The organism is Erwinia sorbitola (assembly GCF_009738185.1).
Classification (GTDB): Bacteria; Pseudomonadota; Gammaproteobacteria; order Enterobacterales; family Enterobacteriaceae; genus Erwinia; species Erwinia sorbitola.
The window spans coordinates 4,594,595-4,620,744 of sequence record NZ_CP046509.1 but is presented as its reverse complement, the minus strand read 5'-3'; the positions used below and the strand labels follow the sequence as shown (position 1 = coordinate 4,620,744).

Annotated in this window: 23 protein-coding genes and 2 pseudogenes; 15 read left to right on the top strand and 10 right to left on the bottom strand. The window is 48.7% G+C overall.

Going from position 1 to position 26,150, the window contains the following annotated elements:
- Positions 1 to 21 precede the first annotated feature (21 nt).
- The 10 genes from yihX to GN242_RS20950 all read left to right on the top strand — a co-directional run bounded on the left by yihX (position 22) and on the right by GN242_RS20950 (position 9,082).
- Positions 22 to 615, top strand: a complete 594-nt coding sequence (yihX, locus tag GN242_RS20995) for a glucose-1-phosphatase (protein WP_154754067.1) — start codon at positions 22 to 24, stop codon at positions 613 to 615.
- Positions 616 to 618: 3 nt separating this feature from the next.
- A complete protein-coding gene (locus tag GN242_RS20990; RefSeq protein WP_154754068.1) occupies positions 619 to 1,491 on the top strand; it encodes a virulence factor BrkB family protein in 873 nt (290 codons plus the stop codon).
- Positions 1,488 to 1,925, top strand: coding sequence for a D-aminoacyl-tRNA deacylase (gene dtd, locus GN242_RS20985; protein WP_154754069.1), 438 nt, complete (start codon positions 1,488 to 1,490; stop codon positions 1,923 to 1,925). Before GN242_RS20990 ends, dtd begins: the two co-directional genes overlap by 4 nt.
- A 59-nt stretch (positions 1,926 to 1,984) precedes the next feature.
- Positions 1,985 to 2,923, top strand: a complete 939-nt coding sequence (gene fabY / locus GN242_RS20980) for a fatty acid biosynthesis protein FabY (RefSeq protein ID WP_154754070.1) — start codon at positions 1,985 to 1,987, stop codon at positions 2,921 to 2,923.
- A 281-nt stretch (positions 2,924 to 3,204) separates the two neighbouring features.
- The gene (locus GN242_RS20975; protein ID WP_154754071.1) at positions 3,205 to 3,756 is read left to right on the top strand and encodes a fimbrial protein; all 552 of its coding nucleotides are present in this window, start codon (positions 3,205 to 3,207) and stop codon (positions 3,754 to 3,756) included.
- 76 nt (positions 3,757 to 3,832) lie between these two features.
- Complete coding sequence (locus GN242_RS20970; protein WP_154754072.1) at positions 3,833 to 4,087, top strand: hypothetical protein; 255 nt, start codon at positions 3,833 to 3,835, stop codon at positions 4,085 to 4,087.
- Between the two features lie 16 nt (positions 4,088 to 4,103).
- Positions 4,104 to 6,584, top strand: coding sequence for a fimbria/pilus outer membrane usher protein (locus GN242_RS20965; protein WP_154754073.1), 2,481 nt, complete (start codon positions 4,104 to 4,106; stop codon positions 6,582 to 6,584).
- 20 nt (positions 6,585 to 6,604) lie between these two features.
- Entirely contained in the window at positions 6,605 to 7,357 is a 753-nt protein-coding gene (locus GN242_RS20960) for a fimbrial biogenesis chaperone (protein ID WP_154754074.1), read from the top strand.
- Between the two features lie 90 nt (positions 7,358 to 7,447).
- A complete protein-coding gene (locus tag GN242_RS20955; RefSeq protein WP_154754075.1) occupies positions 7,448 to 8,524 on the top strand; it encodes a fimbrial protein in 1,077 nt (358 codons plus the stop codon).
- 12 nt (positions 8,525 to 8,536) lie between these two features.
- A complete protein-coding gene (locus GN242_RS20950) occupies positions 8,537 to 9,082 on the top strand; it encodes a fimbrial protein (protein WP_231617123.1) in 546 nt (181 codons plus the stop codon).
- A 47-nt stretch (positions 9,083 to 9,129) separates the two neighbouring features.
- Here GN242_RS20950 and GN242_RS20945 read toward each other — a convergent pair.
- Together GN242_RS20945 and GN242_RS21810 are read right to left on the bottom strand one after the other, a co-directional pair.
- Positions 9,130 to 9,390: pseudogene (locus GN242_RS20945) on the bottom strand (23S rRNA pseudouridine(2604) synthase RluF); the annotation flags it as partial.
- A 95-nt stretch (positions 9,391 to 9,485) separates the two neighbouring features.
- Positions 9,486 to 9,619 (bottom strand): annotated as a pseudogene (locus GN242_RS21810) (Mor transcription activator family protein); the annotation flags it as partial.
- A 235-nt stretch (positions 9,620 to 9,854) separates the two neighbouring features.
- On the opposite strand from GN242_RS21810, the gene GN242_RS20935 reads away from it, so the two are divergent.
- The 5 genes from GN242_RS20935 to GN242_RS20915 all read left to right on the top strand — a co-directional run bounded on the left by GN242_RS20935 (position 9,855) and on the right by GN242_RS20915 (position 15,682).
- Positions 9,855 to 10,406, top strand: a complete 552-nt coding sequence (locus GN242_RS20935; protein ID WP_154754076.1) for a fimbrial protein — start codon at positions 9,855 to 9,857, stop codon at positions 10,404 to 10,406.
- A 293-nt stretch (positions 10,407 to 10,699) separates the two neighbouring features.
- On the top strand, positions 10,700 to 13,168 hold the full coding sequence (locus GN242_RS20930; RefSeq protein WP_154754189.1) for a fimbria/pilus outer membrane usher protein: 2,469 nt from the start codon (positions 10,700 to 10,702) through the stop codon (positions 13,166 to 13,168).
- A gap of 38 nt (positions 13,169 to 13,206) precedes the next feature.
- The gene (locus GN242_RS20925; RefSeq protein WP_154754190.1) at positions 13,207 to 13,968 is read left to right on the top strand and encodes a fimbrial biogenesis chaperone; all 762 of its coding nucleotides are present in this window, start codon (positions 13,207 to 13,209) and stop codon (positions 13,966 to 13,968) included.
- A 73-nt stretch (positions 13,969 to 14,041) separates the two neighbouring features.
- Positions 14,042 to 15,124, top strand: a complete 1,083-nt coding sequence (locus GN242_RS20920) for a fimbrial protein (protein WP_195918394.1) — start codon at positions 14,042 to 14,044, stop codon at positions 15,122 to 15,124.
- A 12-nt stretch (positions 15,125 to 15,136) separates the two neighbouring features.
- Entirely contained in the window at positions 15,137 to 15,682 is a 546-nt protein-coding gene (locus GN242_RS20915; protein ID WP_231617122.1) for a fimbrial protein, read from the top strand.
- 47 nt (positions 15,683 to 15,729) lie between these two features.
- Here the strand turns inward: GN242_RS20915 and rluF are convergent, their stop codons facing one another.
- From rluF to gmk, 8 genes are all read right to left on the bottom strand, one after another.
- Positions 15,730 to 16,605, bottom strand: a complete 876-nt coding sequence (gene rluF / locus GN242_RS20910) for a 23S rRNA pseudouridine(2604) synthase RluF (protein WP_154754078.1) — start codon at positions 16,603 to 16,605, stop codon at positions 15,730 to 15,732.
- Positions 16,606 to 16,689: 84 nt separating this feature from the next.
- A complete protein-coding gene (locus GN242_RS20905; protein ID WP_154754079.1) occupies positions 16,690 to 18,372 on the bottom strand; it encodes an AsmA family protein in 1,683 nt (560 codons plus the stop codon).
- A gap of 118 nt (positions 18,373 to 18,490) precedes the next feature.
- Complete coding sequence (locus tag GN242_RS20900) at positions 18,491 to 19,879, bottom strand: nucleobase:cation symporter-2 family protein (protein WP_154754080.1); 1,389 nt, start codon at positions 19,877 to 19,879, stop codon at positions 18,491 to 18,493.
- Positions 19,880 to 19,979: 100 nt separating this feature from the next.
- On the bottom strand, positions 19,980 to 22,061 hold the full coding sequence (gene recG, locus GN242_RS20895; RefSeq protein WP_154754081.1) for an ATP-dependent DNA helicase RecG: 2,082 nt from the start codon (positions 22,059 to 22,061) through the stop codon (positions 19,980 to 19,982).
- Positions 22,061 to 22,756 carry a tRNA (guanosine(18)-2'-O)-methyltransferase TrmH gene (trmH, locus tag GN242_RS20890; protein WP_154754082.1) on the bottom strand — a complete coding sequence of 232 codons (696 nt, stop codon included), beginning with the start codon at positions 22,754 to 22,756 and terminating at the stop codon, positions 22,061 to 22,063. Before trmH ends, recG begins: the two co-directional genes overlap by 1 nt.
- Positions 22,757 to 22,842: 86 nt before the next feature.
- Complete coding sequence (gene spoT, locus GN242_RS20885) at positions 22,843 to 24,966, bottom strand: bifunctional GTP diphosphokinase/guanosine-3',5'-bis pyrophosphate 3'-pyrophosphohydrolase (RefSeq protein WP_154754083.1); 2,124 nt, start codon at positions 24,964 to 24,966, stop codon at positions 22,843 to 22,845.
- Positions 24,967 to 24,985: 19 nt separating this feature from the next.
- On the bottom strand, positions 24,986 to 25,261 hold the full coding sequence (gene rpoZ / locus GN242_RS20880) for a DNA-directed RNA polymerase subunit omega (protein WP_133846462.1): 276 nt from the start codon (positions 25,259 to 25,261) through the stop codon (positions 24,986 to 24,988).
- Between the two features lie 56 nt (positions 25,262 to 25,317).
- Positions 25,318 to 25,941: a guanylate kinase gene (gene gmk, locus GN242_RS20875; RefSeq protein WP_154754084.1), complete on the bottom strand. Its 624-nt coding sequence runs from the start codon at positions 25,939 to 25,941 to the stop codon at positions 25,318 to 25,320.
- Positions 25,942 to 26,150 lie beyond the last annotated feature (209 nt).

Below are 26,150 nucleotides of genomic sequence, written 5' to 3'. Positions count from 1 at the left end.
CCGGAACAAAAGGAGCTGGCCATGTTGTATATCTTTGATTTAGGTAACGTCATTGTTGATATTGATTTCAACCGTGTTCTCGGTGTGTGGAGCGATCTGAGCCGCGTACCGCTGGCGACGCTGAAAAGTCGTTTTCAAATGGGGGAGAGTTTCCACCAGCATGAGCGGGGAGAAATCAGTGACGAAGTGTTCGCGCAAAAGATATGCCATGAACTGGGGCTGTCGTTAAGCTTTGAACAGTTCGCCGCAGGCTGGCAGGCCGTGTTTGTCGGCGTACGCCCGGAAGTGATTGCCATTATGCACAAGCTGCGTGATCAGGGTGAGCGGGTGGTAATCCTGTCAAATACCAATCGTCTGCATTGTCAATTCTGGCCGTCAGAGTACCCAGAGGTGAGCGCTGCCGCGGATAAAATCTACCTGTCGCAGGATATGGGGCTGCGTAAGCCCGATCCGGCCATTTATCAGCGCCTGCTGAATGAAGAAGAGTACTCTGCTGAAGAAGCCATCTTCTTTGATGATAACCCCGAAAATATCGAAGCGGCACGCAAGCTGGGTATTCACAGCCTGCTGATTACCGATGCCAGCGTGTTGCCAGCTTTCTTCGCCGATCGTTAATCAATGTCTACTCTCAATCATTACCGGCACCGGCTAAGAGCCTTCTGGGCGTGGATAAAGCTGCTCTGGCAACGTATCGATGAAGACGGTATGACCATGCTTGCGGGGCACCTGGCTTATGTCTCGCTGCTTTCGCTGGTGCCGCTGATAGCGGTAGTGTTCGCCTTGTTTGCTGCTTTTCCGATGTTTTCTGATGCCAGCATTCAGTTGAAGAACTTTGTATTTAATAACTTTGTGCCTGCCGCCGGGGCGACAATCCAGAACTACCTGGAGCAGTTTGTTGCCAACGTCAGCAAGATGACGGCTGTCGGTGTGGGTGGTCTGGTGTTTACCGCACTGTTGCTGATGTATTCGATAGATTCGGCGCTTAACACTATCTGGCGTAGCACGCGTAAGCGGCCTCTGGTCTATTCGTTTGCGGTTTACTGGATGATCCTGACGCTTGGCCCGCTGCTGGCGGGCGCCAGTCTGGCTATCAGTTCCTACCTGCTGTCGCTGCACTGGGCAACAGTCAGCGGTGTCAGCATGCTGGTGGACATCGGGTTACGTATATTCCCGCTGTTGCTCTCCTGTCTTTCGTTCTGGCTGCTGTACAGCATTGTCCCTACTACCCAGGTTGCAGGGCGCGATGCGCTGGTGGGTGCTCTGGTGGCGGGCGCACTGTTCGAACTGGGTAAAAAGGGCTTTGCACTGTATGTTACGATGTTTCCCTCGTATCAGCTGATTTACGGTGTACTTGCCGTGATCCCCATTCTTTTTTTATGGGTTTACTGGACGTGGTGTATCGTTTTATTAGGGGCGGAAATTACCGCCACGCTGGGTGATTACCGCCAGCTTAAACAAGAAGAACAAGAAAGAGAAAACGAGGAATTATGATTGCCTTAATTCAACGAGCGTTATCTGCCAGCGTATCTGTGGCGGGAGAAACCATCGGGGAAATCGGGCCGGGGCTGTTGATTCTGCTGGGCGTTGAGAAAGGTGATACGCCTGAGAACGCCAAAAAGTTGGTGGATAAGGTGCTGGGTTACCGTATTTTTTCTGACGAAAACGACAAAATGAATCTCAACGTGCAGCAGGCGGGAGGAAGTGTTCTGGTGGTGTCGCAGTTCACACTGGCTGCTGACACTAAAAAAGGGATGCGTCCGGGTTTCTCGGGCGGTGCTGCACCGGCTGATGCCGAAAAGTTGTATGAGTATTTCGTTGCCTGCTGTAGAGATACAGGAATAGCTACGGAAACCGGGCGTTTCGCTGCTGATATGAAAGTGGCACTGATTAATGACGGCCCTGTTACCTTCTGGCTGCAGGTTTGAAGCAGTTAGCCGAGCGGCAAAGGAGTGGCCTGGCGGGAACCGAAAGAGAGAACCATTTTATGTATCATCTCCGCGTGCCAGAAACTGCAGAAGAGTTAGATACCTATTACCAGTTCCGCTGGGAGATGCTGCGCAAGCCGCTGCACCAGCCGATGGGTTCAGAACGTGACGCCTGGGATGCCCTGGCACACCATCAAATGGTAGTAGATGAGCAGGGAAATCCGGTAGCTATCGGCCGGTTATATATCAATGCCGATAACGAAGCCGCCATCCGCTTTCTGGCGGTGCATCCCTCAGTGCAGGGCAAAGGCCTGGGAACGCTGGTAGCAATGACGCTGGAGTCCGTAGCGCGTCAGGAAGGGGTCAAGCGTGTGGTATGTAGCGCCCGTGAAGATGCGGTTGATTTCTTTTCCAAGCTTGGCTATCTCAATCAGGGGGAGATCACCGCACCTCAGACCACGCCGGTACGCCATTTCCTGATGATAAAACCGGTGGTGACGCTGGATGATATTCTGCACCGGGCTGACTGGTGTGGTCAGTTACAGCAGGCCTGGTATCAGCACATTCCACTCAGTGAAAAAATGGGTGTGCGCATCCTGCAATATACCGGTCAGAAATTTATCACCACCATGCCTGAAACCGGCAACCAGAATCCTCACCACACGCTGTTTGCCGGGAGTCTGTTCTCACTGGCGACGCTTACTGGCTGGGGGCTTATCTGGCTGCTGCTACGTGAACGCCATCTTGGCGGAACCATTATTCTTGCCGATGCACATATCCGCTACAGCAAGCCTATTAGCGGTAAGCCGGGGGCAATTGCAGATCTTGGTTCACTGAGTGGCGATCTTGACCGCCTCGCACGTGGCCGTAAGGCGCGAGTACAGCTTGAAGTAGAATTATTTGGCAATGATGTGTCCGGTGCGGTATTTGAAGGCGTATATATTGTGTTGCCCGCTGATCCGGACGGCCCGTTAGAATTGGGCGGATGTGCTGTATAGAACTTTAATATCCGACCAATAAGTTTAGCATTGGTCGGATATACTATTTTTTAAATCCTGTTCTTCTCCTCCTTTTATCTCCCCCCCCACACGAAAGCTCCTTAAAATTATTAAAGCCCCTTAGTGGTCATTATAAGTTCCACCGCATTTATTAAAATCGTTTTTCTTACCAAAGAATTTTAACCTCTCATTGATAATATCTTTCGGGTTGTTCACGTTTCATAATGTGTTTTTTTTGATGTCCACAATTTAACTAGGTGACTTTTTTAAGGATTTTAAAAATGAAATTAAAGAGTATTATCGCTGCAGCATTAGCCTCTTCGGCAATTATCTCAACAGCTGTTTTTTCTGCAGAAGCTCCGGTTGAGCCAATCGCTCCTACTAATGGTGAGATCCAGTTTAAAGGTGAACTGGTGAACTCAGCCTGTGGTTTAGCTGCTAACTCAAGTCCTGTAGTAATCGATTTTGGTCAGATCACTACGGCAAGTCTCAAAGATAAAAAGCATGTGGGGAACGTTCAAAAGAAAATTGAGTTGCAGCACTGTGATACTACCGTGGCGAAAACTGCAAAAGTAACTTATACCCCTAACAGTACCGACTTAAAGGATGTGACACTGGCTTCATTTACCTCAGGCACAGCAACGGGTGCGGGCATTGGATTGAAGAGCAGTAGTAACCAACCAGTAATCTGGGGTGAGGCTACATCGCCGGTGAATCTGGTAGATGGCACTTCGAATATCTCTTTCGTTGCCTACGTTAAAGCAAATGGTGATACAGCTATAACACCGGGTACCTTCCAGTCAAATATTAACTTCCGGATTGATTACCAATAAATCTGGATGAACGTTTTTAATCATTGCTGATGATACTATCAATGTAAATATAAATATCTTATAAGAAATTTATGAGATGTTTATGGTAGGTGATGTTTATTTAGTTGCACGTCTGCATGCCCATATCCCTGGTGGGGTTGACACCAGGGATATTATTATGAAACTGAAATTGACCTGGAAAACTATGCATGCACACGAGATGCAAGAAAAAACCAAGGTTTGGTCTTTCTTGAGAGTGGGCATTTTTGATATTGACATGGTTTTTATTTTTGGTGCTTTCAGGAAAATAAATGCGGAAATTATATATTTTGTCATAACCTCCCTGAAATGAAGGGAAGGAATAGTGGATGCTTTACTATTTTATAAATCAACGCAATATATTTATAGCTAAATTGACAATTTGCTTTTTTGTTAATCCCGTATATGCAAGCGATGATTTTGTAGAGTTCAGTGTGGATGCGCTCGATGCTTCAGATCGCAATAACATTGACCTAAGCCGATTTTCCGAGTCGAACTTTGTTCCACCAGCGACCTACCTTCTGGATCTGAAAGTAAATGGAAAGTCTTTTAGTCAGAAGAAAATAACCTACGTTCTTTCCCCAGAAAATGAAAAAATCAGCCTGGCCTGCTTAAACCCGGAGGTGGTTAATGCGTTGGCATTTAAAGAGAGTGCGTTGAAACTTATTCGTAAGATTGAACCAAACTGTCTTGATATTACAACAGTGCCTAGTGTGAGGGTAGAAAACCATAGCGGAACGCTGGATATCACCATTCCTCAGGCCTGGATAAATTATTCCGATCCAAACTGGGTGCCACCTGAGCGCTGGGATCATGGTGTCCCTGGCCTCTTGATGGACTACAGCATCAGTGGCAATACGTTACGTCAGATAAAACTAAATCATTCAACCCAAAATTTGTCTATTTATGGTCAGGCAGGGGCGAACCTGGGAGCATGGCGTTTTCGCGCTGATTATCAGGGAAGCTATTCCTCGGATAATCATATAAGGAACTTTGACTGGGATCGGTTTTACGCTTACCGGCCCTTACCTATGTATGCCGCCAGGCTGACTCTGGGAGAAATTTACATGAACTCTCAGGTGTTTGACTCCGTACGATTCACCGGGGTGAATCTCGCCAGCGACGAACGTATGCTGCCGCCTAATCTTCAGGGTTATGCGCCACAGATCCGCGGTATCGCCAAAAGCAATGCGAAAGTTACGGTGAGCCAGGGCGATCATATTATTTATGAAACAACCGTTCCCGCAGGGCCGTTCAATATTCAGGATCTGGACAGTGCGGTACGCGGTGAACTGGATGTCAGAGTTGAAGAGCAGGACGGCAGCGTCAGTACCTTCCAGGTGAACACGGCGAATATCCCTTATCTGACGCGGCCGGGATATATTCGTTACAACGCCTCAGTCGGTAAGCCATCCCTGTACAACCATAAGCTCGATGGCCCGTTATTTTATTCCGGTGATTTTTCATGGGGTATCAGTAACAGCTGGTCACTTTACGGCGGTACGATGTTAACCGGCCGTAACTACAATGCATGGTCGGCAGGCGTGGGCCGTGATATGGATTTCCTGGGGGCATTATCGGCAGATGCCACTCAGTCGATAAGTAAGCTTCCCGGTGAGCGCTCGCAGCAGGGGATGTCGTTCAAACTGAGCTACGCGAAAACCTTTGATAAGTACAACAGTACGATTACCTTCGCGGGCTACCGTTTTTCCCAGAAAAAATTCAGAACCCTGTCTCAGTTCCTGGATGAGCGCGACCAGAGTCACAGCCATCATGGCCGTGACAAAGAGATGTACACCATCACGGGTAACAAGACTCTGTGGGCAGATCGTCCTGCTTTAAGAACCACGCTCTACCTGACTTATACGCATCACAATTTCTGGGATCGGACAGGACAGGATCGTTACGGTTTTTCTGCGGCACGGACGTTTCGCTTCGGCGGTATTGAGGGTATTTCAACAAATCTGTCGCTCTTCCGTACTACCTATCGGGGAAGACGTGATGACAGTATGTCGCTGACGTTCTCTGTACCAATTGGTAACAGCCGCTGGGCCGGATATGAAATGCAGGTTAAGGGCAGCAACAATACTCATATGGCATCGTACAGTGATAACAGCGATCACAATAACCTTTGGCGTATACGAGCGGGTGCCGGTTACAGGGGTAAAGCATCGCTCGATAGCTATTATCAGCATCGTGCCCGAATGGCTGAAATGAATTTAAATATGAGCTATCAGCAGGATAACTTTATATCTCTTGGCGGCTCTGCGCGTGGAGGTCTGACGGCCACACGTTTTGGCGCTGCACTGCATAACAGTAATACCACTCTGGATGCGGCTCGTATAATGGTGGATACGGCCGGAGTAGCCAGCGTGCCGCTCAATGAAGAAAGAGTCAGGACTAACTATTTTGGTATTGGCGTTGTTCCCGATATCGTCAGCTACAGAAGTTTTGATACCCGTATCGATGTTGATGCGATGGACAGTGACGTTGAAATAAGGCGTGCCATATCCACCAGTACTCTTACGGAAGGGGCGATTGGTTATGAACGTTTTAATGTAATGCAGGGGGAGAAATTTCTCGCCGTTATTCGTTTAAATGATGGAACTTACCCACCCTTTGGTTCAGAGATATCAAACAGCGATGGCATCAATGTCTCTATGATTATGGATAATGGAGTGGCTTATATTTCCGGAGTTAAGGAAGACGAAAAGTTGGCGGTCATTTGGGAGGGTAAAACCCAGTGTTATATCATTGTCCCCCGAGAGTTAGCGGATGATCAGGTACAAATACTCATGCCGTGTCAATAAATCATTCCAGTGAGGTTTTTATGAGTTTTATATCGTTTCTTAAAGACGCTTTATTAGCTTTATTTGTGATTACTATAGGGATGAGTGTTTCCATTGCAGGGATTTCACTCGATCGAACCCGACTTATATTCGAGGGAGACAGCCAGTCTTCCAGTGCTAATCTGACCAATACCAGTCATGATGTACCATTTTTAGCACAATCGTGGGTTGAAGACGCCAGTGGAAAGAAAATCACCGCTCCCTTGCTCGTTCTTCCTGCTTTACAGAGAATTAATGGAAACGAAAAAGGCGTAATTAGAGTAACCAAAACTACGGGTATTAATGCGTTACCTCAGGATCGGGAAAGCCTTTTCTATTTGAATGTCAGGGAGATCCCGCCTAAATCCACCAAAGCTAATGTGCTGATGCTGGCTATGCAATCGAGGATAAAACTGTTCTATCGTCCTGCTGCCGTCATTCCAAAAATAAAAGGTCAGGTATGGCAGGATCAAATCGTGTTTCATAAAAAAGAAAAAATGTTTATAGCTGAAAATCCCACGCCCTATTACATCACATTGATTGCCCTGACAGATGAGGCTTCCCCGAACCAGGGCAATAAGCTGACATCTTTCTCTGGTGTCATGATAAGTCCGAAATCGTCACTTGATATTCCGGTAACAGATAGCAGCGTTAAGAGTTTCCGAATGATGTATGTCAATGATTACGGCGGGCACCCAGAGCTTCGTTATACCTGTGACAGCAACCTGTGTAAGGCACTTCCTGCGAGCCAGTAGTGGAAGTAACTGACTCAAAGCGTACAAAAAAATCAATCTGAGAAAGAAAATATCTGAATAAATAGTGGGCACCTCCAGAGGAAAAGGGTCATGTCAGGTTTAACCAGAATAGTTGAAAAAATTATCGTTCATATGGCTGTGGCAATGGTCTTGTCTGTTTTTTTTAGCCGCTTTGCCTGGTCGTATGGTGAAGGTGAAATGATACCAATCGGAGGGACAAATATATTCGATTTAACTTTTGGCACGGTAGATGTAATAAATAACACTACCGGATCGCAGGTTGAACGCACGTGGGATTTAGGGCGGGAATATCAGGCAAACTTTTATTGCACTACAGCCATGCCGGCTGGGGTTGACTCGGTCTATTATACCAGCATAACAAGAATGCGACCTTCATCATCTAATCCTGATTATCTGTATTTCAATGATTATCTTGACGTAAAGATAGAGGTGTTTATTGGAGGTAATAAGGGCAAATATGTCACTGTTCCTTTTTACGATGTTTCTAACCTTAACAATCTTAGAGAGTGTATACCGCCAAAAACTTTGGTGGATAAAGTGGAAAGCGGAAGCAAAGGAAGGATAACTTTTCTAACGACGAAACCTGTGATAAATGGTATCGATTTGAGTTCCGTTACAGAGATTGAAATTTTCGGAAGAAAGGGATTATATGGTCCGGCAATGTTAAGTGAACCATTGACAAGAGTGATATTAAAATCAGGCATTATTACGGTACCAGATAAGTGTGTTGTTAATGAAGGAACGCCGATCACCATAGAGTTTGGCCCTGTTGGCAGTGCAAGTGATAAATTAAACGGTCAGAATTATAAAAAACCGCTGGCGATTGATGTGGTGTGTTCAGGTGGAAGTTTTGGCGCAGTACCACTTAATATTAAAATGGCGCTGCAGACTGCCGGAGCGGGAATCACTAACTTTAATCCTGATTTTTTTGGCACTACTGGTAAGGCAGACCGTAAGGATTTGGGAATTGTTATACGAAATAAAAATAATCAGATAGTGAAACCCAATACATTCTATCCTATCGATGTGTTCAATAAAAACCAGGGGCGATGGGACTTAACTGCTGCTCCTGTTGCCAATCAGGGAAGGGATATTCCCGAAGGGGAATTTAGTTCCAGTGCCACGGTGGTGGCTGAATTCAACTAAAGAGTAGCCATTGTGAATTTTCGTAATCTGTTTTTTTTGATTATTTATCCGGTTTTATCAGGCAGTGTATGGGCAAATATGAATTTAATCGGAACTGATATCAACTTCCACGGCACGGTGGTTTCTCTGCCGTGCAGCATTGCCCCGGGTGATGAAAGTGTTTTAGTCGATTTCCAAAAGGTCTCCACCAAAGATCTCTACCTGAATAAAAGGTCTTTCCCAATCCCTTTTTCCATCCGTCTGACGGATTGCACGACAGATGTGTTTAATTCGGTCACGGTGACTTTTAGTGGTAGTAAAAACAAAGAACTACCCAATCACCTGGCGATCGTTGCGGACTCGCCAGGGGGCGCGGCTGGGGTGGGTATCGGTCTGCAAATGCAGAACGGAAATAGCATTGAACTGAATAAGGCCTCTCCGGCGATGTTACTGTCCACTGGAAAAATGAGCCTGAATTTTAGGGCTTTTCTACAAGGGGAGCCGGATGCGCTGAAAAATGGAGCCATTCAGTATGGCCCGTTTACCGCCGTTGCTAATTACACGCTACATTACCAGTGATGCCACTCAGGTCTTATGGGGTAGATCCTGAGTGGCAGGGCAGAAGTTTAACGGCCCTTTTTCTTACGGCCTGGCTGGGCAAAGCGTTTACGGCCTGCCGGGTTGGCAGCTGCTTTATCGGGATTTTTCGCTCCAGCGGTAACCGGCTTTTTAACGGTGGCGGGTTTTTTGGCCGGTACTTTCTTTGCTGATTTATCTTCAGATGAGGAGGCCTCAATCAGCTTAAAGAGCGCAATCAGTTCATCATCGGTCAGGTCACGCCATTCACCCGGCGGCAATCCCTTTAGATTGATGTTCATAATGCGGGTAAACACGGTTTATCGCATCCGGGAAGCCCTTAATTCTCGGCCAACTACATGCCCAACAGTTCTTTCTGGTCTTCAGTCTTAATGCCCAGAGCGGGGAACTCCAGGAAGATTTCCCGGTCGCGCTGGCTGACTTTCCAGACCATGCCCATCGGGAATACACGTTCTGCCCGCCTCAGACCTGCATCATGCGGTTGGCTACTGCTTCGCCGGTTTGGTCAGCCACTGCGATGTTTCATTATAAAACCCTTCCCTTATATCTCTATGATTTAATTTATAAATATTAAAAAGCCCAACTAAGCTCTATATTAAAGGTATTAGCACATATGCTTTAAGTTTATATAACCTCATCTGTCTTGCAAGTGATGGGTTGTTAACGTTACGCTTTAGGTTAAATAAGTATGATTTTTTATTTTTTTGAGCCTTTAAATTTAACTATAATACCTTTTCAAGGAAACAGAATAGAAATGAAATTGAACAGTGTTCTTATTGCCGCTGCTTTGGTCTCTGCGACGATGATGCCAACCGCAGTAATTGCTGCAGATCCTCCAGTTGAGGTAATCTCTCCTACCAATGGTGAAATCCAGTTTAAAGGTGAACTGGTGAACTCAGCCTGTGGTTTAGCCCCCTCTTCAACGCCGGTAATGGTTGACTTTGGTCAGATCACAACCTCTCGTCTGAAAAATAAACAACACGTGGGGAACGTTCAAAAGAATATTGAGTTGCAGCATTGTGATATAACCGTAGCTAAAACTGCGACAGTAACTTATACCCCTAATACTGTTGATGCAAAGGATGCGACTCTGGCTGCATTTACCTCGGGTACAGCAAGTGGTGCGGGTATTGGTTTAACGAGCGCTAACCAACCGGTAATATGGGGTCAGGCCTCAACGCCAGTGAGTCTGACGGAAGGCTCTTCGAATATCTCATTTGTTGCCTATGTCAAAGAAAATGGTGACACAAAGGTGAATCCAGGTACATTCCAGTCAAGTATTAATTTCCGGATTGATTACCAGTAACCGGATACATAAATATTAATTGTGTGTGTTATGTATCTTGATATCCTTGGTTAGGCTAACACCAGGGATATTTTTGTCAGGCTGAAATTTTCAGCGCTATGCCTTTAAAACTATGTTCTCAGGATATTTATAAGTAATATTTATTTAAATCCATCCTCTCCGCATAAAGATGTTGGTTTTTTATGCGCATAGATTTTCATGGAGTGCCTCTATAAAACAGATGAAGAAATTTTTCTGTTCATTTATTTAACCACCCTTCACATGAAGGGAAGGAATAGTAGGTGTCTTACTGTCTGAAATGTCGACGTAAATGGTTAGTTGTTAACTTAACTTTTTTATTTTTTGTTCATTCATCACATGCAAACGATAATTTTGTAGAGTTCAGTGTGGATGCACTTGATGCTTCAGATCGTAATAACATTGACCTCAGTCGTTTTTCTGAGACCAACTTTGTTTCACCTGCGACCTACCTTCTTGATTTGAAAATAAATGGAAAGTCTTTTAGCCAGAAAAAAATAACCTACATTCTTTCTCCAGAAAATGAAAATATCAGCCTGGCATGTATAACCCACGATTTGCTTAATTCTTTGGCAATTAAAGACAGTGCATTGAAGCTGATTCGTAAGATTGATGAAAACTGTCTTGATATTACAACTATCCCCAGCGTAAGGCTTGAAAACCATGGGGGAATACTGGACATCACTATTCCTCAGGCGTGGATGAAGTATTCTGATCCGGATTGGGTTCCTCCAGAACGCTGGGATCATGGTGTTCCTGGCCTCTTGCTGGATTACAACGTAACCGGAAACACTGCACGCCAGATAAAAATCAGGCGTTCAACCCAAAATTTGTCTATTTATGGTCAGGCAGGGGCGAACCTGGGAGCATGGCGTTTTCGTGCTGATTATCAGGGAAGCTATTCCTCGGATAATCATATAAGGGACTTTGACTGGGATCGGTTTTACGCTTACCGGCCCTTACCGATGTATGCCGCCAGGCTGACTCTGGGAGAAATTTACATGAACTCCCAGGTGTTTGACTCCGTGCGATTCACCGGGGTGAATCTCGCCAGCGACGAACGTATGCTGCCGCCTAATCTTCAGGGCTATGCGCCACAAATCCGCGGTATCGCCAAAAGCAATGCGAAAGTTACGGTGAGCCAGGGTGACCATATTATTTATGAAACAACCGTTCCCGCAGGGCCGTTTAATATTCAGGATCTGGACAGTGCGGTACGCGGTGAGCTTAATGTTAAAGTTGAAGAGCAGGACGGCAGCGTCAGCACCTTCCAGGTGAACACGGCGAATATCCCTTATCTGACGCGGCCGGGATATATTCGTTACAACGCCTCAGTCGGCAGGCCATCCCTGTACAACCATAAGCTCGATGGCCCGTTATTTTATTCCGGTGATTTCTCATGGGGTATCAGTAACAGCTGGTCATTTTACGGCGGTGCGATGTTAACCGGGCGTAATTATAATGCGTGGTCAATAGGCCTGGGTCGTGACATGAATTTTCTGGGAGCACTGTCGGCAGATGCCACTCAGTCGATAAGCAAGCTTCCCGGTGAGCGCTCACAGCAGGGGATGTCGTTCAAACTGAGCTATGCGAAAACCTTTGATAAATACAACAGTACGATTACCTTCGCGGGCTACCGTTTTTCACAGAAAAAATTCAGAACCCTGTCTCAGTTTCTGAGTGAACGTGACCAGAATCATAACGACTATGGCCGTGACAAAGAGATGTACACCATTACGGGTAATAAAACTCTTTGGGCAGATCATCCCGATTTAAGAACCATGATCTATCTGACCTATACACACCATAATTACTGGGATCGGGCAGGGCAGGATCGTTACGGTTTTTCTGCGGCGCGAGCGTTTCGTCTCGCCGGTATTGAGGGTATTACGGCAAACCTGTCGCTCTTCCGGTCTAGCTATCGGGGACGAAGGGATGACAGCCTGTCGCTGACGTTTTCTGTACCGATCGGTAACAGCCGGTGGGCCGGGTATGATATGCAGGTCAAGGGCAGTAACAATACTCATATGGTGTCGTACAGTGATAACAGCGATGACAACAACCTTTGGCGTATGCGTGCGGGTGCCGGCTACAGAGGGAAAGCAGCTGTGGATGGCTATTACCAGCATCGTGCCCGAATGGCTGAAATGAATTTAAATATGAGCTATCAGCAGGATAACTTTCTCTCTCTTGGCGGTTCAGCGCGTGGGGGCCTGACGGCCACACGTTTTGGTGCTGCGATGCATAATAGCAGTACCACTCTGGATACCGCACGTATTATGGTTGATACGAGCGGGGTAGCCAGCGTGCCGCTCAATGATGAACGAGTAAGAACTAACTATTTTGGGATTGGTGTTGTTCCTGACGTCGTCAGCTACAGAAGTTTTGATACACGTGTCGACGTTGATGCGATGGACAGTAATATTGAAATCAGCCGCGCAATCTCTACCAATACTCTGACGGAAGGGGCGATTGGTTATGAACGTTTTAGTGTGGCTCAGGGCGAAAGATTTCTTGCCGTGATTCGTTTGAGCGATGGCAGTTATCCACCTTTCGGAGCAGAGGTATTCAACAGCGATGGTATCAATGTCTCTATGGTTATGGACGATGGTATCACTTATATTTCTGGTGTGAAAACCGGTGAGAAACTGGCAGCCTTTTGGGAAGGTAAAATACAGTGTTATATCGTTGTCCCTCAGGAGTTAACGGGTGACCAGACACAGGTATTAATGCCATGTCAGTAAGATTATTTTTAATAAATTATTTTAGTGAGAATTATTATATGAAATTATCATCAACCGTCAACCAGGTTATTGTCGGCATTTTCTTGATTTCGGCAGGAATGGGGGTGTCTACTGCGGGGATTTCGCTCGACCGTACCCGATTAATTCTTGATGGTGACAGTCAGTCTGCCAGTGCTAATCTGACCAATACCAGTCAGGAAATCCCATTTTTGGCACAATCGTGGGTTGAAGACGCCAGTGGAAAGAAAATCACCGCTCCCTTGCTCGTTCTTCCTGCTTTACAGAGAATTAATGGAAACGAAAAAGGCGTAATTAGAGTAACCAAAACTACGGGTATTAATGCGTTACCTCAGGATCGGGAAAGCCTTTTCTATTTGAATGTCAGGGAGATCCCGCCTAAATCCACCAAGGCTAATGTGCTGATGCTGGCTATGCAATCGAGAATAAAACTGTTCTATCGTCCTGCAGCCGTTATTCCAAAAATAAAAGGTCAGGTATGGCAGGATAAAATCGTGTTTCATAAAAAAGAGAAAATGTTTATAGCTGAAAATCCCACGCCCTATTACATCACATTGATTGCCCTGACAGATGAGACTTCCCCGAACCAGGGCAATAAGCTGACATCTTTCTCTGGTGTCATGATAAGTCCGAAATCGTCCCTTGATATTCCGGTAACAGACAGCACCGTTAAAGGTTTCAAGATGATGTACGTTAACGACTATGGTGGTCATCCTGAGATTCGCTATGGCTGTGATATAAGCCTGTGTAAAGTATTACCTGCGGATCAGCAACAAAAATAAATCAGTAGAATGAAGAGAAAAGAGTCAAGATGACAACGAAAACCCCCTCAGATAAGAGATGGAGCATCACCAGATGAAAATGGTCATGTCAGTTTTAAAAGGAATATTTAAAAAAATCATTCTGAATATAATTATTGTATTGGCGGCATCATTCTCATTCAGTCATTTTTCCTGGTCGTATGGTGAAGGTGAAATGATACCTGTTGGTGGCCCCAATATATTCAATTTTAATTTGAGCAATACAGGTGCAATAAATAATAACATCGGAACGCAGGTTGTTCATTCGTGGGATCTGGGGGAGAGTTATAGTGTAAATATTTTTTGTAGAAAATATATGTCTATGCGGGCGATTTTTTATACTGCTAAAACAAAAATGCGGCCTTCTTCATCGAATCTTGGTTATCTGTATTTTAATGATTACTTTGATGTAAAAGTTGAGGTGTATATTTCAGGGGGGGTAAAAGACTATATCACAGTACCTTTTTATGATTTTTCTAATAAAAATTCTAAGTTAGATTGCTCTCCTCCATATACTCAACATAATAATAGCGTTGGAAGTGGTAGTAAAGGAAGACTCACTTTTTTAACGACTAAACCTGTGATAAATGGTGTCGCCTTAAGTGCAGTTGAAGTGTTAGAGCTGTTTGGAAATCTGGGGAGTGGCCCTGCTCTTCATAGCCAGGCAGTAGCAAAAGTAGTAGTAAAGTCAGGAATAATATCTGTACCGGATAAGTGCGTTATTAATAAAGGGACCCCTATCACCATAGAGTTTGGTCCCGTTGGCAGTTCCAGCGAAAAATTAAACGGTCAGAATTATAAACAACCGCTGGAGATTGATGTGCAGTGTACAGGCGGAAGTTTTAGTAAAGGGGCGCTGAATATAAAACTGGCACTCCAGACTGCCGGAGCGGGAATCACTAACTTTAATCCTGATTTTTTTGGCACTACTGGTAAGGCAGACCGTAAGGATTTGGGGATTGTTATTCGAAATAAAAATAATCAGATAGTGAAACCCAATACATTCTATCCTATCGATGTATTCAGTAAAAACCAGGGGCGATGGGACTTAACTGCTGCTCCTGTTGCCAATCAGGGAAGAGATATTCCCGAAGGGGAATTTAGTTCCAGTGCCACGGTGGTGGCTGAATTCAACTAAAGAGTAGCCATTGTGAATTTTCGTAATCTGTTTTTTTTGATTATTTATCCGGTTTTATCAGGCAGTGTATGGGCAAATATGAATTTAATCGGAACTGATATCAATTTCCATGGCACGGTGGTTTCTCTGGCGTGCAGCATTGCTCCGGGCGATGAAAGGGTATTAGTCGATTTCCAAAAGGTCTCCACCAAAGATCTCTACCTGAATAAAAGGTCTTCCCCGATCCCTTTTTCCATCCGCCTTGCGGATTGCACGACAGATGTGTTTAATTCGGTCACGGTGACTTTCGGTGGTAGTAAAAACAAAGAACTACCCAATCACCTGGCGATCGTTGCGGACTCGCCAGGGGGCGCGGCTGGGGTGGGTATCGGTCTGCAAATGCAGAACGGAAATAGCATTGAACTGAATAAGGCTTCTCCGGCGATGCTGCTTTCCACTGGAAAAATGAGCCTGAATTTTAGGGCTTTTCTACAAGGGGAGCCGGATGCGCTGAAAAACGGAGCAATTCAGTATGGCCCGTTTACCGCCGTTGCTAATTACACGCTACATTACCAGTGATGCCACTCAGGTCTTATGGGGTAGATCCTGAGTGGCAGGGCAGAAGTTTAACGGCCTTTTTTCTTACGGCCTGGCTGGGCAAAGCGTTTACGGCCTGCCGGGTTGGCAGCTGCTTTATCGGGATTTTTCGCGCCAGCGGTAACCGGCTTTTTCACAGTGGCGGGTTTTTTAGCAGGTGCTTTTTTCGCTGATTTATCTTCAGATGATGAGGCCTCAATCAGCTTAAAGAGCGCGATCAGTTCATCATCGGTCAGGTCACGCCATTCACCCGGCGGCAACCCCTTTAGATTGATGTTCATAATGCGGGTACGCTCCAGCTTCGTCACCTCATAGCCGAAGTGCTCACACATCCGTCGGATCTGACGATTCAGCCCCTGCACCAGCGTAATACGAAACACAAAGGGAGCTTCTTTCTTCACTTTGCATTTTTTGGTAACTGTACCGAGTATCGGTACACCTGCGCCCAGGCCGCGAATAAACTCTTCGGTAACCGGCTTATTAACGGTCACGATATACTCTTTTTCGTGGTCATTACCGGCACGCAGGATCTTATTCACCAGATCGCCGTGATTGGTCAGTAAGATAAGCCCCTGGGAGTCTTTATCCAGACGTCCGATAGGGAAGACTCGCTTGCTGTGGTTAACGAAATCAACGATGTTGTCGCGCTCGCCATCTTCTGTGGTACTGACTATACCAACAGGCTTGTTCAGGGCGATAAGCACCAGGTCGTCTTCATTACGTGGCTCAATAAGCTGACCGTTTACTTTCACCACATCTCCGGCAAATACCTGATCGCCCACCGAGGCACGCTTGCCGTTAATAAAAACATTTCCCTGTTCGATGTAACGATCGGCATCGCGGCGAGAACAGATACCGCTCTCGCCGATATATTTGTTAAGACGAATGGATGAGTTAGTCAGCATAGTTCCCCCGTAAAAAAGCGGACTATACCTTACCCGCGTGAGGTTGCGAAGCCCGGACGAGGCAGATCTTGCCCTGAACGTGAATTACTGCGCACCAGCGACCTGACCTGCCACCATCGTCTGATGAATCGATTTATCATCCGTAGTCAGCGTAAGAGTGCCATTCACCGACGATTTTAGCGGCTGTGCAGCGGAAAGATTGCCCTGCATCTTCAGCTGAAGGTTGCCGTTGCCCTGTAAAGGCAGCTGCGGCCAGCCCCAGTCATGCAGCAGGTTCACCGGTACCTGCCGGCCTGTCAGGGTTAGCGAAAGCGCGCGTTGCGGCTGCTGGCTGACTGTGGCCAGCCCTTCCAGCATTCCCTCATGACTGAACGCGCTCATCTCCGTTACATTGATTGTGTTCTCTCCGGCGTTCAGCGCCAGCGAAGGATGACGCAGGTCGACACGGTTAAATGTGGCTTCAGCGGCATTGATGCTCAGGTCACCAGACCAGATGCCCCACTGATGTTGACGAGCCATCAACAGATGATTACCTGTGCCGTCCAGCGACGTCATCTGGAAGGGGAAGTCCGGGTTGATATCGATAATCAGATTACGGTTGGCGCTAAACCTGGTCACCTCTACGCTCTCCAGCCAGGAAGGGAGAGGCTGCATCCAGTGGTCACGCCAGTTAAGGGGCAGGGTATATTCCAGCCCGGCCACCACCAGTTCATCCAGGGTCAGTTTTCTGTCGCTGCGCGTCCAGTTTCCCTGAGTACGCACCAGGCCATTAACCCAGCGTGAGCTGAACTGTTTAAGCGTAATGCCCTGTGCTGAGAAATCCATATTGGCAATCGGATCGTTTAACTGCATGCTGCCATTAATAAAACTGTTGGCATTCATTGACAGCGAACCGTTGTCGCTTTGCCAGTCGCCGTTAATAATGCTCAGGTCTTTTAAGGTCAGATCGAGATCGGTCACCGCCCAGTCCTGGCCTTGAAGTCGTGCATCGGTCACGTCAACACGCTCAAAATGTACTGCCGGCAGCGTAAGGAACGGTTGCAGGAACTCGCTAAGGGTTTTATCACTCTGCATACGAATGCTGTTCAGGCGCAGATTAGTGACATTCCATGCGCCGTCATTATCTCGCTCTGCACTGGCAGTTACGGAACCCAGCGCAATATCAGCGCCCAGATTACTGAACACCAGCTCGCGTCCTTTCAGGCTGCCCTGAATCAGCACGTTGGAGGCGGGAATGCCTTTCAGAGTTAGTGAACCAGCGCTCATCTGAAAACTGGCTTCTTTACCGAGTACATCGCCTGCTTCAGGTTTCCAGGGGATGACTCCACCGTCGACCCGCTGTGCCTGTAATGGCCATTCACCCTGATTGCGATTCAATGCCATCTGGCTAAGTTGCAGACGGTCGGCTTGTAATGAAAGAGGAGCACTTTTTTCGCTAAGATTAAGCGTTCCCTGCTCAAGGCGAATACTGGAGAAATGGAGAGGATTACTGAACTGAATCAGTCCAAAGCCGAGATTGACGCGTTTTGCCACCAGCGTTGCCGGCTGGCCTTTACGGCCAAAAGAGACGTTATTTAACAGCAGATGGCTTGGGTTGGAAAAGTCATGCTCCATTTTACTGAGGGAGAGCTGATAATCGCTATTGGTGCTGACCTGACGTCCAATCCAACCCGCGCCCCACTGCGTTTGCAGCAATACGTAGAGGGTGACGATCGCCAGCAGCAACAGCAGCAGCAAGGTAAGCAAAACTTTTCCGAGAAACTTCATCGTATCCATCCCTAAATATTCTGGTAATGGCTTGTTATGCCTGATTTATCACCGTATCTCAACCTGCATACGGTGAGCGGGCGGAAATTAGCCGCCCGCATCCGGAACAGGAACCGGTTTATTTTTCCTGCGGGAAAACCAGATTCAGAACGATCGCCGTAATACCACCGGCGGCAATACCGGAAGAGAACAGGGTTTTCAGCCAGTCAGGTGCAAACTGTAAAATTAACGGCTGCTGGGATACGCCCAGACCGACGGCCAGCGACAGTGCGATAATCATAATCGCCCGGCGGTTTAGTGGTTCGCGTGAAACAATACGTACGCCGGATGCAGCGATAGTACCGAACATCACAATGGTGGCACCCCCGAGCACAGGTTCCGGAATATGCTGCACAAATCCGCTGACCGCCGGGAACAGACCAAGCACGATCAGCATCAGCGATACGACAAAACCAACATAGCGGCTGGCAACGCCTGTTAACTGGATTACCCCGTTATTTTGGCCGAAGCAGGAGTTAGGAAAGGTATTAAACAGCGCTGAGACAAAGGAATTGAGGCCATTGGCAAGTACGCCGCCTTTCAGGCGCTTCATATATAGCGGGCCACTTACTGGCTGCTCAGAAACGTCAGAGGTCGCAGTGATATCGCCAATGGTTTCCAGAGAAGTCACCATAAACACCAGCATCAGAGGGATCAGCAGATTCCAGTCGATGCCCAGCCCGTAATAAAACGGTGTCGGAATGGTGATTAATGAGGTGTTAGACGGAGTGGTATTTTCCGGCAGCATACCCATTGCCCAGGCCAGCAGATAGCCAACCGCCATAGCGATCACCAGCGATGCGACGCGCAGGTAAGCATTACGCTGGCGGTTAAGCAGAATAATCACCGCCAGTACCGCACCGGCCAGCAGCAGGTTTTTCGGCGCGCCGAAGGTGTGATCGTTCATCGCGGCAAAGCCACCGCCAATGGATGTCAAACCCACCTGGATAAGCGACAGGCCAATAATCATCACCACAATACCGGAAACCAGCGGCGTAATAACACGGCGGGCCAGGTGCAGTACGCGTGATAGCACCATTTCGGTACATGACGCCAGCATCAGCGTTCCGAATAATGCCGCCATCATCGTGGGTACGTCAGCGCCGCCATTTTTCAGGGCCAGCCCTCCCATAATCAGCGGTGTAACAAAGTTGAAGCTGGTGCCCTGAATCGACAGCAATCCGGAACCCACTGGTCCCCAGGTTTTTATCTGTAAGATTGACGCCACGCCTGAGGCAAACAGTGACATGCTGATAATGTGCTGCGTATCCTGCGCGGGCAGGCCAAGCGCCTGGCAAATCAATAATGCAGGAGTGATAACGGCAACAAACATCGCCAGCAGGTGCTGGCAGGCAGCGAACAAGGTTTGAGGCAACGGAGGGCGATCTTCAAGGCGATAAATCAGTTCGCTTTTGCCTGTAGCAACAGGACTACGATCGGCGGCAGCATCTTGGGTTTCAACAGACATATTTCAGGCTTCCCGGGCAATAAAGTGGCGATTTTAATCTTCTGTAGCATAAAAGCAATCGTTTGCCAGCTCGACGAACACCTAATCCAGGCATTTATGATCAGGCGTTGGTATAGCGTTCTGTTTCCGGCAGCCAGCGCTCAATCAGGGCGACTGCCTGCTCTGGATAGTGCTGGTGGATATGACGCGCCACGCGCTGGACTTCGGGTATCATCGCCTGGTCACGCAGCAGGTCAGCCACTTTAAACTCGGCATTACCGGTTTGACGCGTCCCCAGCAGCTCACCGGGGCCGCGGATCTCCAGATCGCACTGGGCGATTACGAAGCCATCATTACTGTCACGCAGCACCTGCAAACGTTTTTGTGCAGTCTTACTGAGAGGTGCTTTATAGAGCAGTACGCAATGAGATGCCACCGCACCGCGCCCGACACGCCCGCGTAACTGATGCAGCTGCGCAAGGCCCAGGCGCTCAGGGTTTTCAATAATCATCAGGCTGGCATTGGGCACATCCACTCCAACCTCAATCACCGTAGTGGCAATCAGCAGGTGAATCTCTCCCTGCTTAAACGCCAGCATCACTGCCTGTTTTTCCTGTGGTTTCATTCGCCCATGCACCAGCCCGATGTTCAGCTCGGGTAAGGCCAGCTTCAGCTCTTCCCAGGTGGCTTCTGCCGCCTGCGCTTCCAGTAGCTCAGACTCTTCAATCAGCGTACAAACCCAGTAAGCCTGGCGGCCTTCACTGCCGCAGGCTCCTTTGACTCGGGCGATAATATCGGCACGACGGGTATCCGGAATCGCCACTGTTGTCACCGGTGTGCGTCCGGGCGGTAGCTCATCGATGGTGGAGGTATCCAGATCGGCGTAGGCGGTCATCGCCAGGGTACGGGGGATAGGTGTTGCGGTCATAATCAGCTGATGCGGATGGAAACCCTGCTCAACGCCTTTCTCCCATAGCGCCAGACGCTGGTGGACGCCGAAGCGATGCTGTTCATCGATAATTACCAGCGCTAATCCATTAAACTGCACCTGCTCCTGGAAAATGGCGTGGGTGCCGACAATCATCGACACCTGACCGCTGGCAATAGCTTCCTGCTGGGCGATACGCGCTTTACCTTTCTGTTTGCCAGCCAGCCAGCCCACTTCCAGCCCAAGCGGCGCGAACCACTGACGAAAATTGTTTGCATGCTGTTCGGCCAGCAGTTCAGTTGGTGCCATCAGCGCTACCTGTTTTCCCCAGGCAATCACATTCAATGCTGCCAGCGCTGCAACCAGCGTTTTCCCGGAACCAACATCGCCCTGCACCAGGCGCATCATCGGGTAGTCGTGAGCCAGATCGGTTTCAATCTCGCGCACCACGCGTTCCTGTGCTTTGGTCGGTTTGAAGGGCAAAGCGGCCAGCAGTTTGTTGCTTAAGCTGTGGCGGGCAGCCATAGGAAGCGCATGGTAACGCTGCGCGCCAGCACGTACCGCCAGCATGCTGAGATTGTGCGCCAGCAGCTCCTCCATAATCAGACGACGCTGTGCCGGGTGAGTGCCACTGTCAAGGTCTGCCAGCATCATATCTGGCGGCGGGCGATGCAGTGTACGCAAAGCATCGGGCAGGCTGATCATCCCCTGGCTCAATTCTGGCGGAAGCAATTCAGCAATTGCGCAGGTTTCCAGCAGTTTCAACGCCTGGTCGGTCAGGTTACGCAGTGTTGCCTGACGTACCCCTTCAGTGGTGGAGTAAACGGGCGTCAGGGTTTCCTGCAGGGCGGTGACGCTATGGTCGCCCTGTACCTTATATTCGGGGTGAATAATTTCTGCACCACGCTGGCCGCGTTTGATCTCACCATAGGCGGTGACGCGTCTTCCGGTGGCGAGACTGTTTTTCATCCCGGCATTAAAGTTAAAAAAACGCAGGGTAAGCACACCACTGCCATCGCTGATCTGACAGGTCAGCATACGGCGACGGCCAAAGGAGATATCTGTATGCAGTACTTCACCTTCGACCGTGGCATAGATACCCGGTAGCAGATCGTTAATGGCATACAGCTGAGTTCGGTCTTCATAGCGCATTGGCAGATGTAGCAACAGATCCTGTACTGTCACCAGCCCCAATTTTGCCAGTTTAGCCGTCTGGCTGGCACCCACGCCCGACAGGGTGTTAAGTGGCACTGCATCCAGCAGGCGGCCCTGCATTATTTATGCGCCCTGGATTGCATGGTGGCCCACCATTCCGGGTCAGCAACGACCTCACCACAATCATTAATTTCCGGGTAAGGCAGCCCTTTATGCTTCGCCACTCGCGCCAGTACAGGGTATCCGCCTTCAAACAGCAGTCGCTGCTGTTCGCTGTACTCCAGCGTGCTCTCTTCGCGCAGATACATCCCGGCATTTTGCCGCTGGCGTTGAGCTTCATAGAGGATTAACGCTGAGGCGACGGAGACATTCAGCGACTGCACCATACCGATCATCGGAATGATAATGTCCTGATCGGCCAGGTCTAGCGCTTCCTGAGTGATACCTGTTTTCTCCTGACCCATTAAAATACAGGTAGGGCGGGTGTAGTCGATTTCACGAAAATCAACTGCCTTATCAGAGAGATGAGTTGCCAGAATTTGCATGTTCTGGCCTTTAAGATGGGTCACGGCGTCGGCAATAGAGCGGTGGGTTTTTACCTGCACCCAGCTGTTACTGCCCGCAGCGGATGAAACCATGGTGCGCATACGGCTACCGGGCCACACCGCGTGGACTTCATGCACGCCGACGGCGTCGGCAGTACGGATCACCGCCGAAACGTTATGAGGTTTATGCACCTGCTCCATACACACCGTCAGGTCGTGCTGACGGGCGGCAAGCATTGCGCGGATGCGGGCATAACGTTGAGCATTCATGCGAAGCGGACTCCCAAAAAATTAGTCATTCCGTCAGACCGGCGATCGGGGAGCAGGAAAAGATGGAGGCCAGCTCCATCATTCCTTTAATTGCGGTTGCGGTGCACCTTGATCACATCTGGCATCACGCGGATCTTACGCATGATATTGGCCAGATGAACACGATCGCGCGCCGTCAGACGGATAAAGGCGCTGTACACACGACCATCTTTCTCTTCGGTGTTCAGGCTCTGAATATTAGAACCAGCGGTATTGATCGCTGCTGTCAGGTTGGCCAGTGCGCCCTGGTGGTTAAACATATCCACCTTAATTTCGGCGACAAACTCCTGCTCGGTTACCTTATCCCACTCTACCGCCATGTATTTCTCAGGCTCTTTCTGGTAGCCACGGATATTACGGCATGACTCATGGTGAACCACCAGGCCTTTACCAGGACTGACGTGGGCAACGATCGGATCACCAGGGATTGGGCGACAGCACTTAGCGAAGGTAATTAATACCCCGTCAGCCCCTTTGATCGGCAGCTTACTGCGTGAACTGCTGGTGGTTTGCGCACCGGTGGCAGGTGCGTTTTGATCGTTTTGTTGCAGGTTCTTCGCTACCACCACGCTCATCGCGTTGCCAAGGCCGATTTCAGCCAGCAGATCGTCAAGAGAATTCAGCTTCATGCGCTCCAGCTCATGCTGGATGTTGGCTTCCGGGATCTCTGCCAGTTTTCGACTTCCCCCCAACGCATGGTTGAGCAGGCGTCGGCCGAGGCTAACGGAGTCATCGCGCTTGAGGTTTTTCAGCAGCTGACGAATTTTGGCGCGAGCTTTGGAGCTGACGACAAAATTCAGCCACGCGGCATTCGGGCGTGCGCCCGGTGCGGTAATAATTTCAACCGTCTGGCCGCTGGTGAGTGGCTGAGAAAGTGGATAAGGTTGACGATCGACTCGTGCGCCAACACAGGCATGGCCGATATCGGTGTGCACGGCATACGCGAAGTCCACCGGTGTGGCTCCCGCTGGCAGCTCGACGATACGTCCTTCCGGGGTAAAAACGTAAATCTCATCCGGGAACAGATCGGATTTCACGCTTTCGATAAATTCAAATGAACTGCCTGCACTCTGTTGCAGCTCCAGCAGGCTTTGCAACCAACGCTGGGCGCGAATCTGTGCGGTAGTGCTGCTTTCGCCCTGCTCTTTATAAGCCCAGTGCGCCGCCACCCCCATCTCTGCCATTTGATCCATATCTTCAGTACGGATCTGTACTTCAACCGGAACGCCGTGAGGGCCGATCATTGAGGTGTGCAGGGACTGATAGCCGTTTGCCTTAGGGATGGCGATGTAATCTTTAACCCGACCAGGGCGAGGTTTGTACAAACTGTGCATCTGGCCGAGTACGCGATAGCAGGTATCCACATCACGCACGATCACCCGGAAAGCATAGATATCCATAATTGAATGGAAACGCTGCTCTTTCAGGTGCATTTTGCAGTAGATGGAATAGAGATGTTTTTCACGACCGCTGACGCGTCGGGTTATTCCCGCTTCTTCAAGGCGACCGTCGATTTCAGAGAGGATTTTCTGAATCATCTCTTTACGGTTGCCACGAGCAGCTTTCACCACCTCTTTAATCACGCGATAGCGGTTCGGATACAGAGCTTCAAAGCCCAGTTCTTCCAGCTCGGTTTTCAGGTGGTGAATACCCAGGCGGTGTGCCAGTGGGCTATAAATTTCGAGAGTTTCTTGCGCTATTCGGCGTTTTTTATCCGGACGCAGCGCGCCCAGCGTACGCATATTATGCGTGCGGTCGGCCAGCTTGATCAGAATGACGCGGATATCCTGCACCATCGCCATGATCATCTTGCGGAAGTTTTCAGCCTGCGCTTCTTTCTTGTCGCGGAACTTTAGCTTATCAAGCTTAGAAACCCCTTCAACCAGTTCAGCCACAGTCTGACCGAACAGCTGTTCCATATCCTGGTAGGTAGCGGGGGTGTCTTCGATAACGTCGTGCAGAAGTGCGGCCATCAGTGTTTCATGGTCGAGCTTCATTTCAGCGAGAATGCAGGCTACGGCAACCGGATGGGTGATATAAGGCTCACCGCTGGAGCGTGTCTGTCCCTCGTGAGCATCACGTGCGACAAGGTAAGCTTGCTTGAGGCGCTTAATTTGCTCCTCAGGCAAGTATTTTTCAATCAGCTGATTGAGGCTTTCAAACAGATACAAGGCTGGCCTTCAATGCGAATTAACGACGACCTTCAGCGATAGCGGTAACAGCCTGCAATTCAGCGGCTTCCTGCTCTTGCTGTTCCTGACGATCGCGCACATCGAGGATCTGATTGGTAATCAGGCCTTCTTCGATTTCGCGCAGCGCGATAACGGTAGACTTGTCGTTCTCTTCAGGAACCAGTGGGTCTTTACCACCAATCTGCATCTGACGTGCGCGACGTGCTGCTACCAGAACCAGGTCAAAACGGTTACCAATTTTTTCTACTGCGTCCTGTACGGTTACGCGTGCCATAAGTGTGATACTCCACGGGTGGTGACGAAATGACTGGGCATCATACTGAGTTGTCCTCAGTCTGCCAATAGTTTGGTGATTAAAGCACCATGACGGGCTTTTTGACGAGCCATGCGCAGACGTTCTGCGCGAATAATATTTCTCAGATCGGATAATGCCAGGTCGAAATCATCATTTACGATCAGGTAATCATACTCTGCGTAATGGCTCATTTCGGCAACTGCCTGAGCCATACGTTTAGTGATGACTTCTTCGCTGTCCTGTCCGCGACCGCGCAGGCGGCGGTTCAACTCATCTTTCGACGGCGGCAGCACGAAAATGCTGCGGGCTGCCGGCATTTTCTCTCGAATCTGTTTTGCACCCTGCCAGTCGATATCAAGAAACACATCAACGCCGGTCGACAGCACTTGTTCAATTTCTTTACGCGAGGTTCCGTAGTAGTTACCGAACACTTCAGCGTGTTCGAGAAACGCATTGTCGTTAATCATGGTGCGAAACTCGTCGTGGTTGACGAAGTAATAATGCTCACCATGGTTCTCACCGGGCCGCGCCCCACGTGTAGTGTGGGAGATCGATACCTGAGTATCGTACAGCGGTTGCGTTTTTAACAGCGCCTGAATGAGGCTGGATTTACCCGCGCCGCTTGGGGCGGAAATAATAAAAAGTGTGCCTTGAGCCATGATTATTCTTGATATGCCAATAAAGCGGAGTCTACTTCCTGCACAGTATACACAGGTGCAGCCCGTGATGCAGCGTTTAGGGGAGCGAATGGGCCTTTTTCTGTAAAATTGGACAACGTTTCGCAAATTTTTGTTGGTCGTTGTTGTCTGCCGATGAAACTCCGGAAGGCTCCTTCCATCCTCCAGCTTTTCCCCTCGTAAGTACCGCT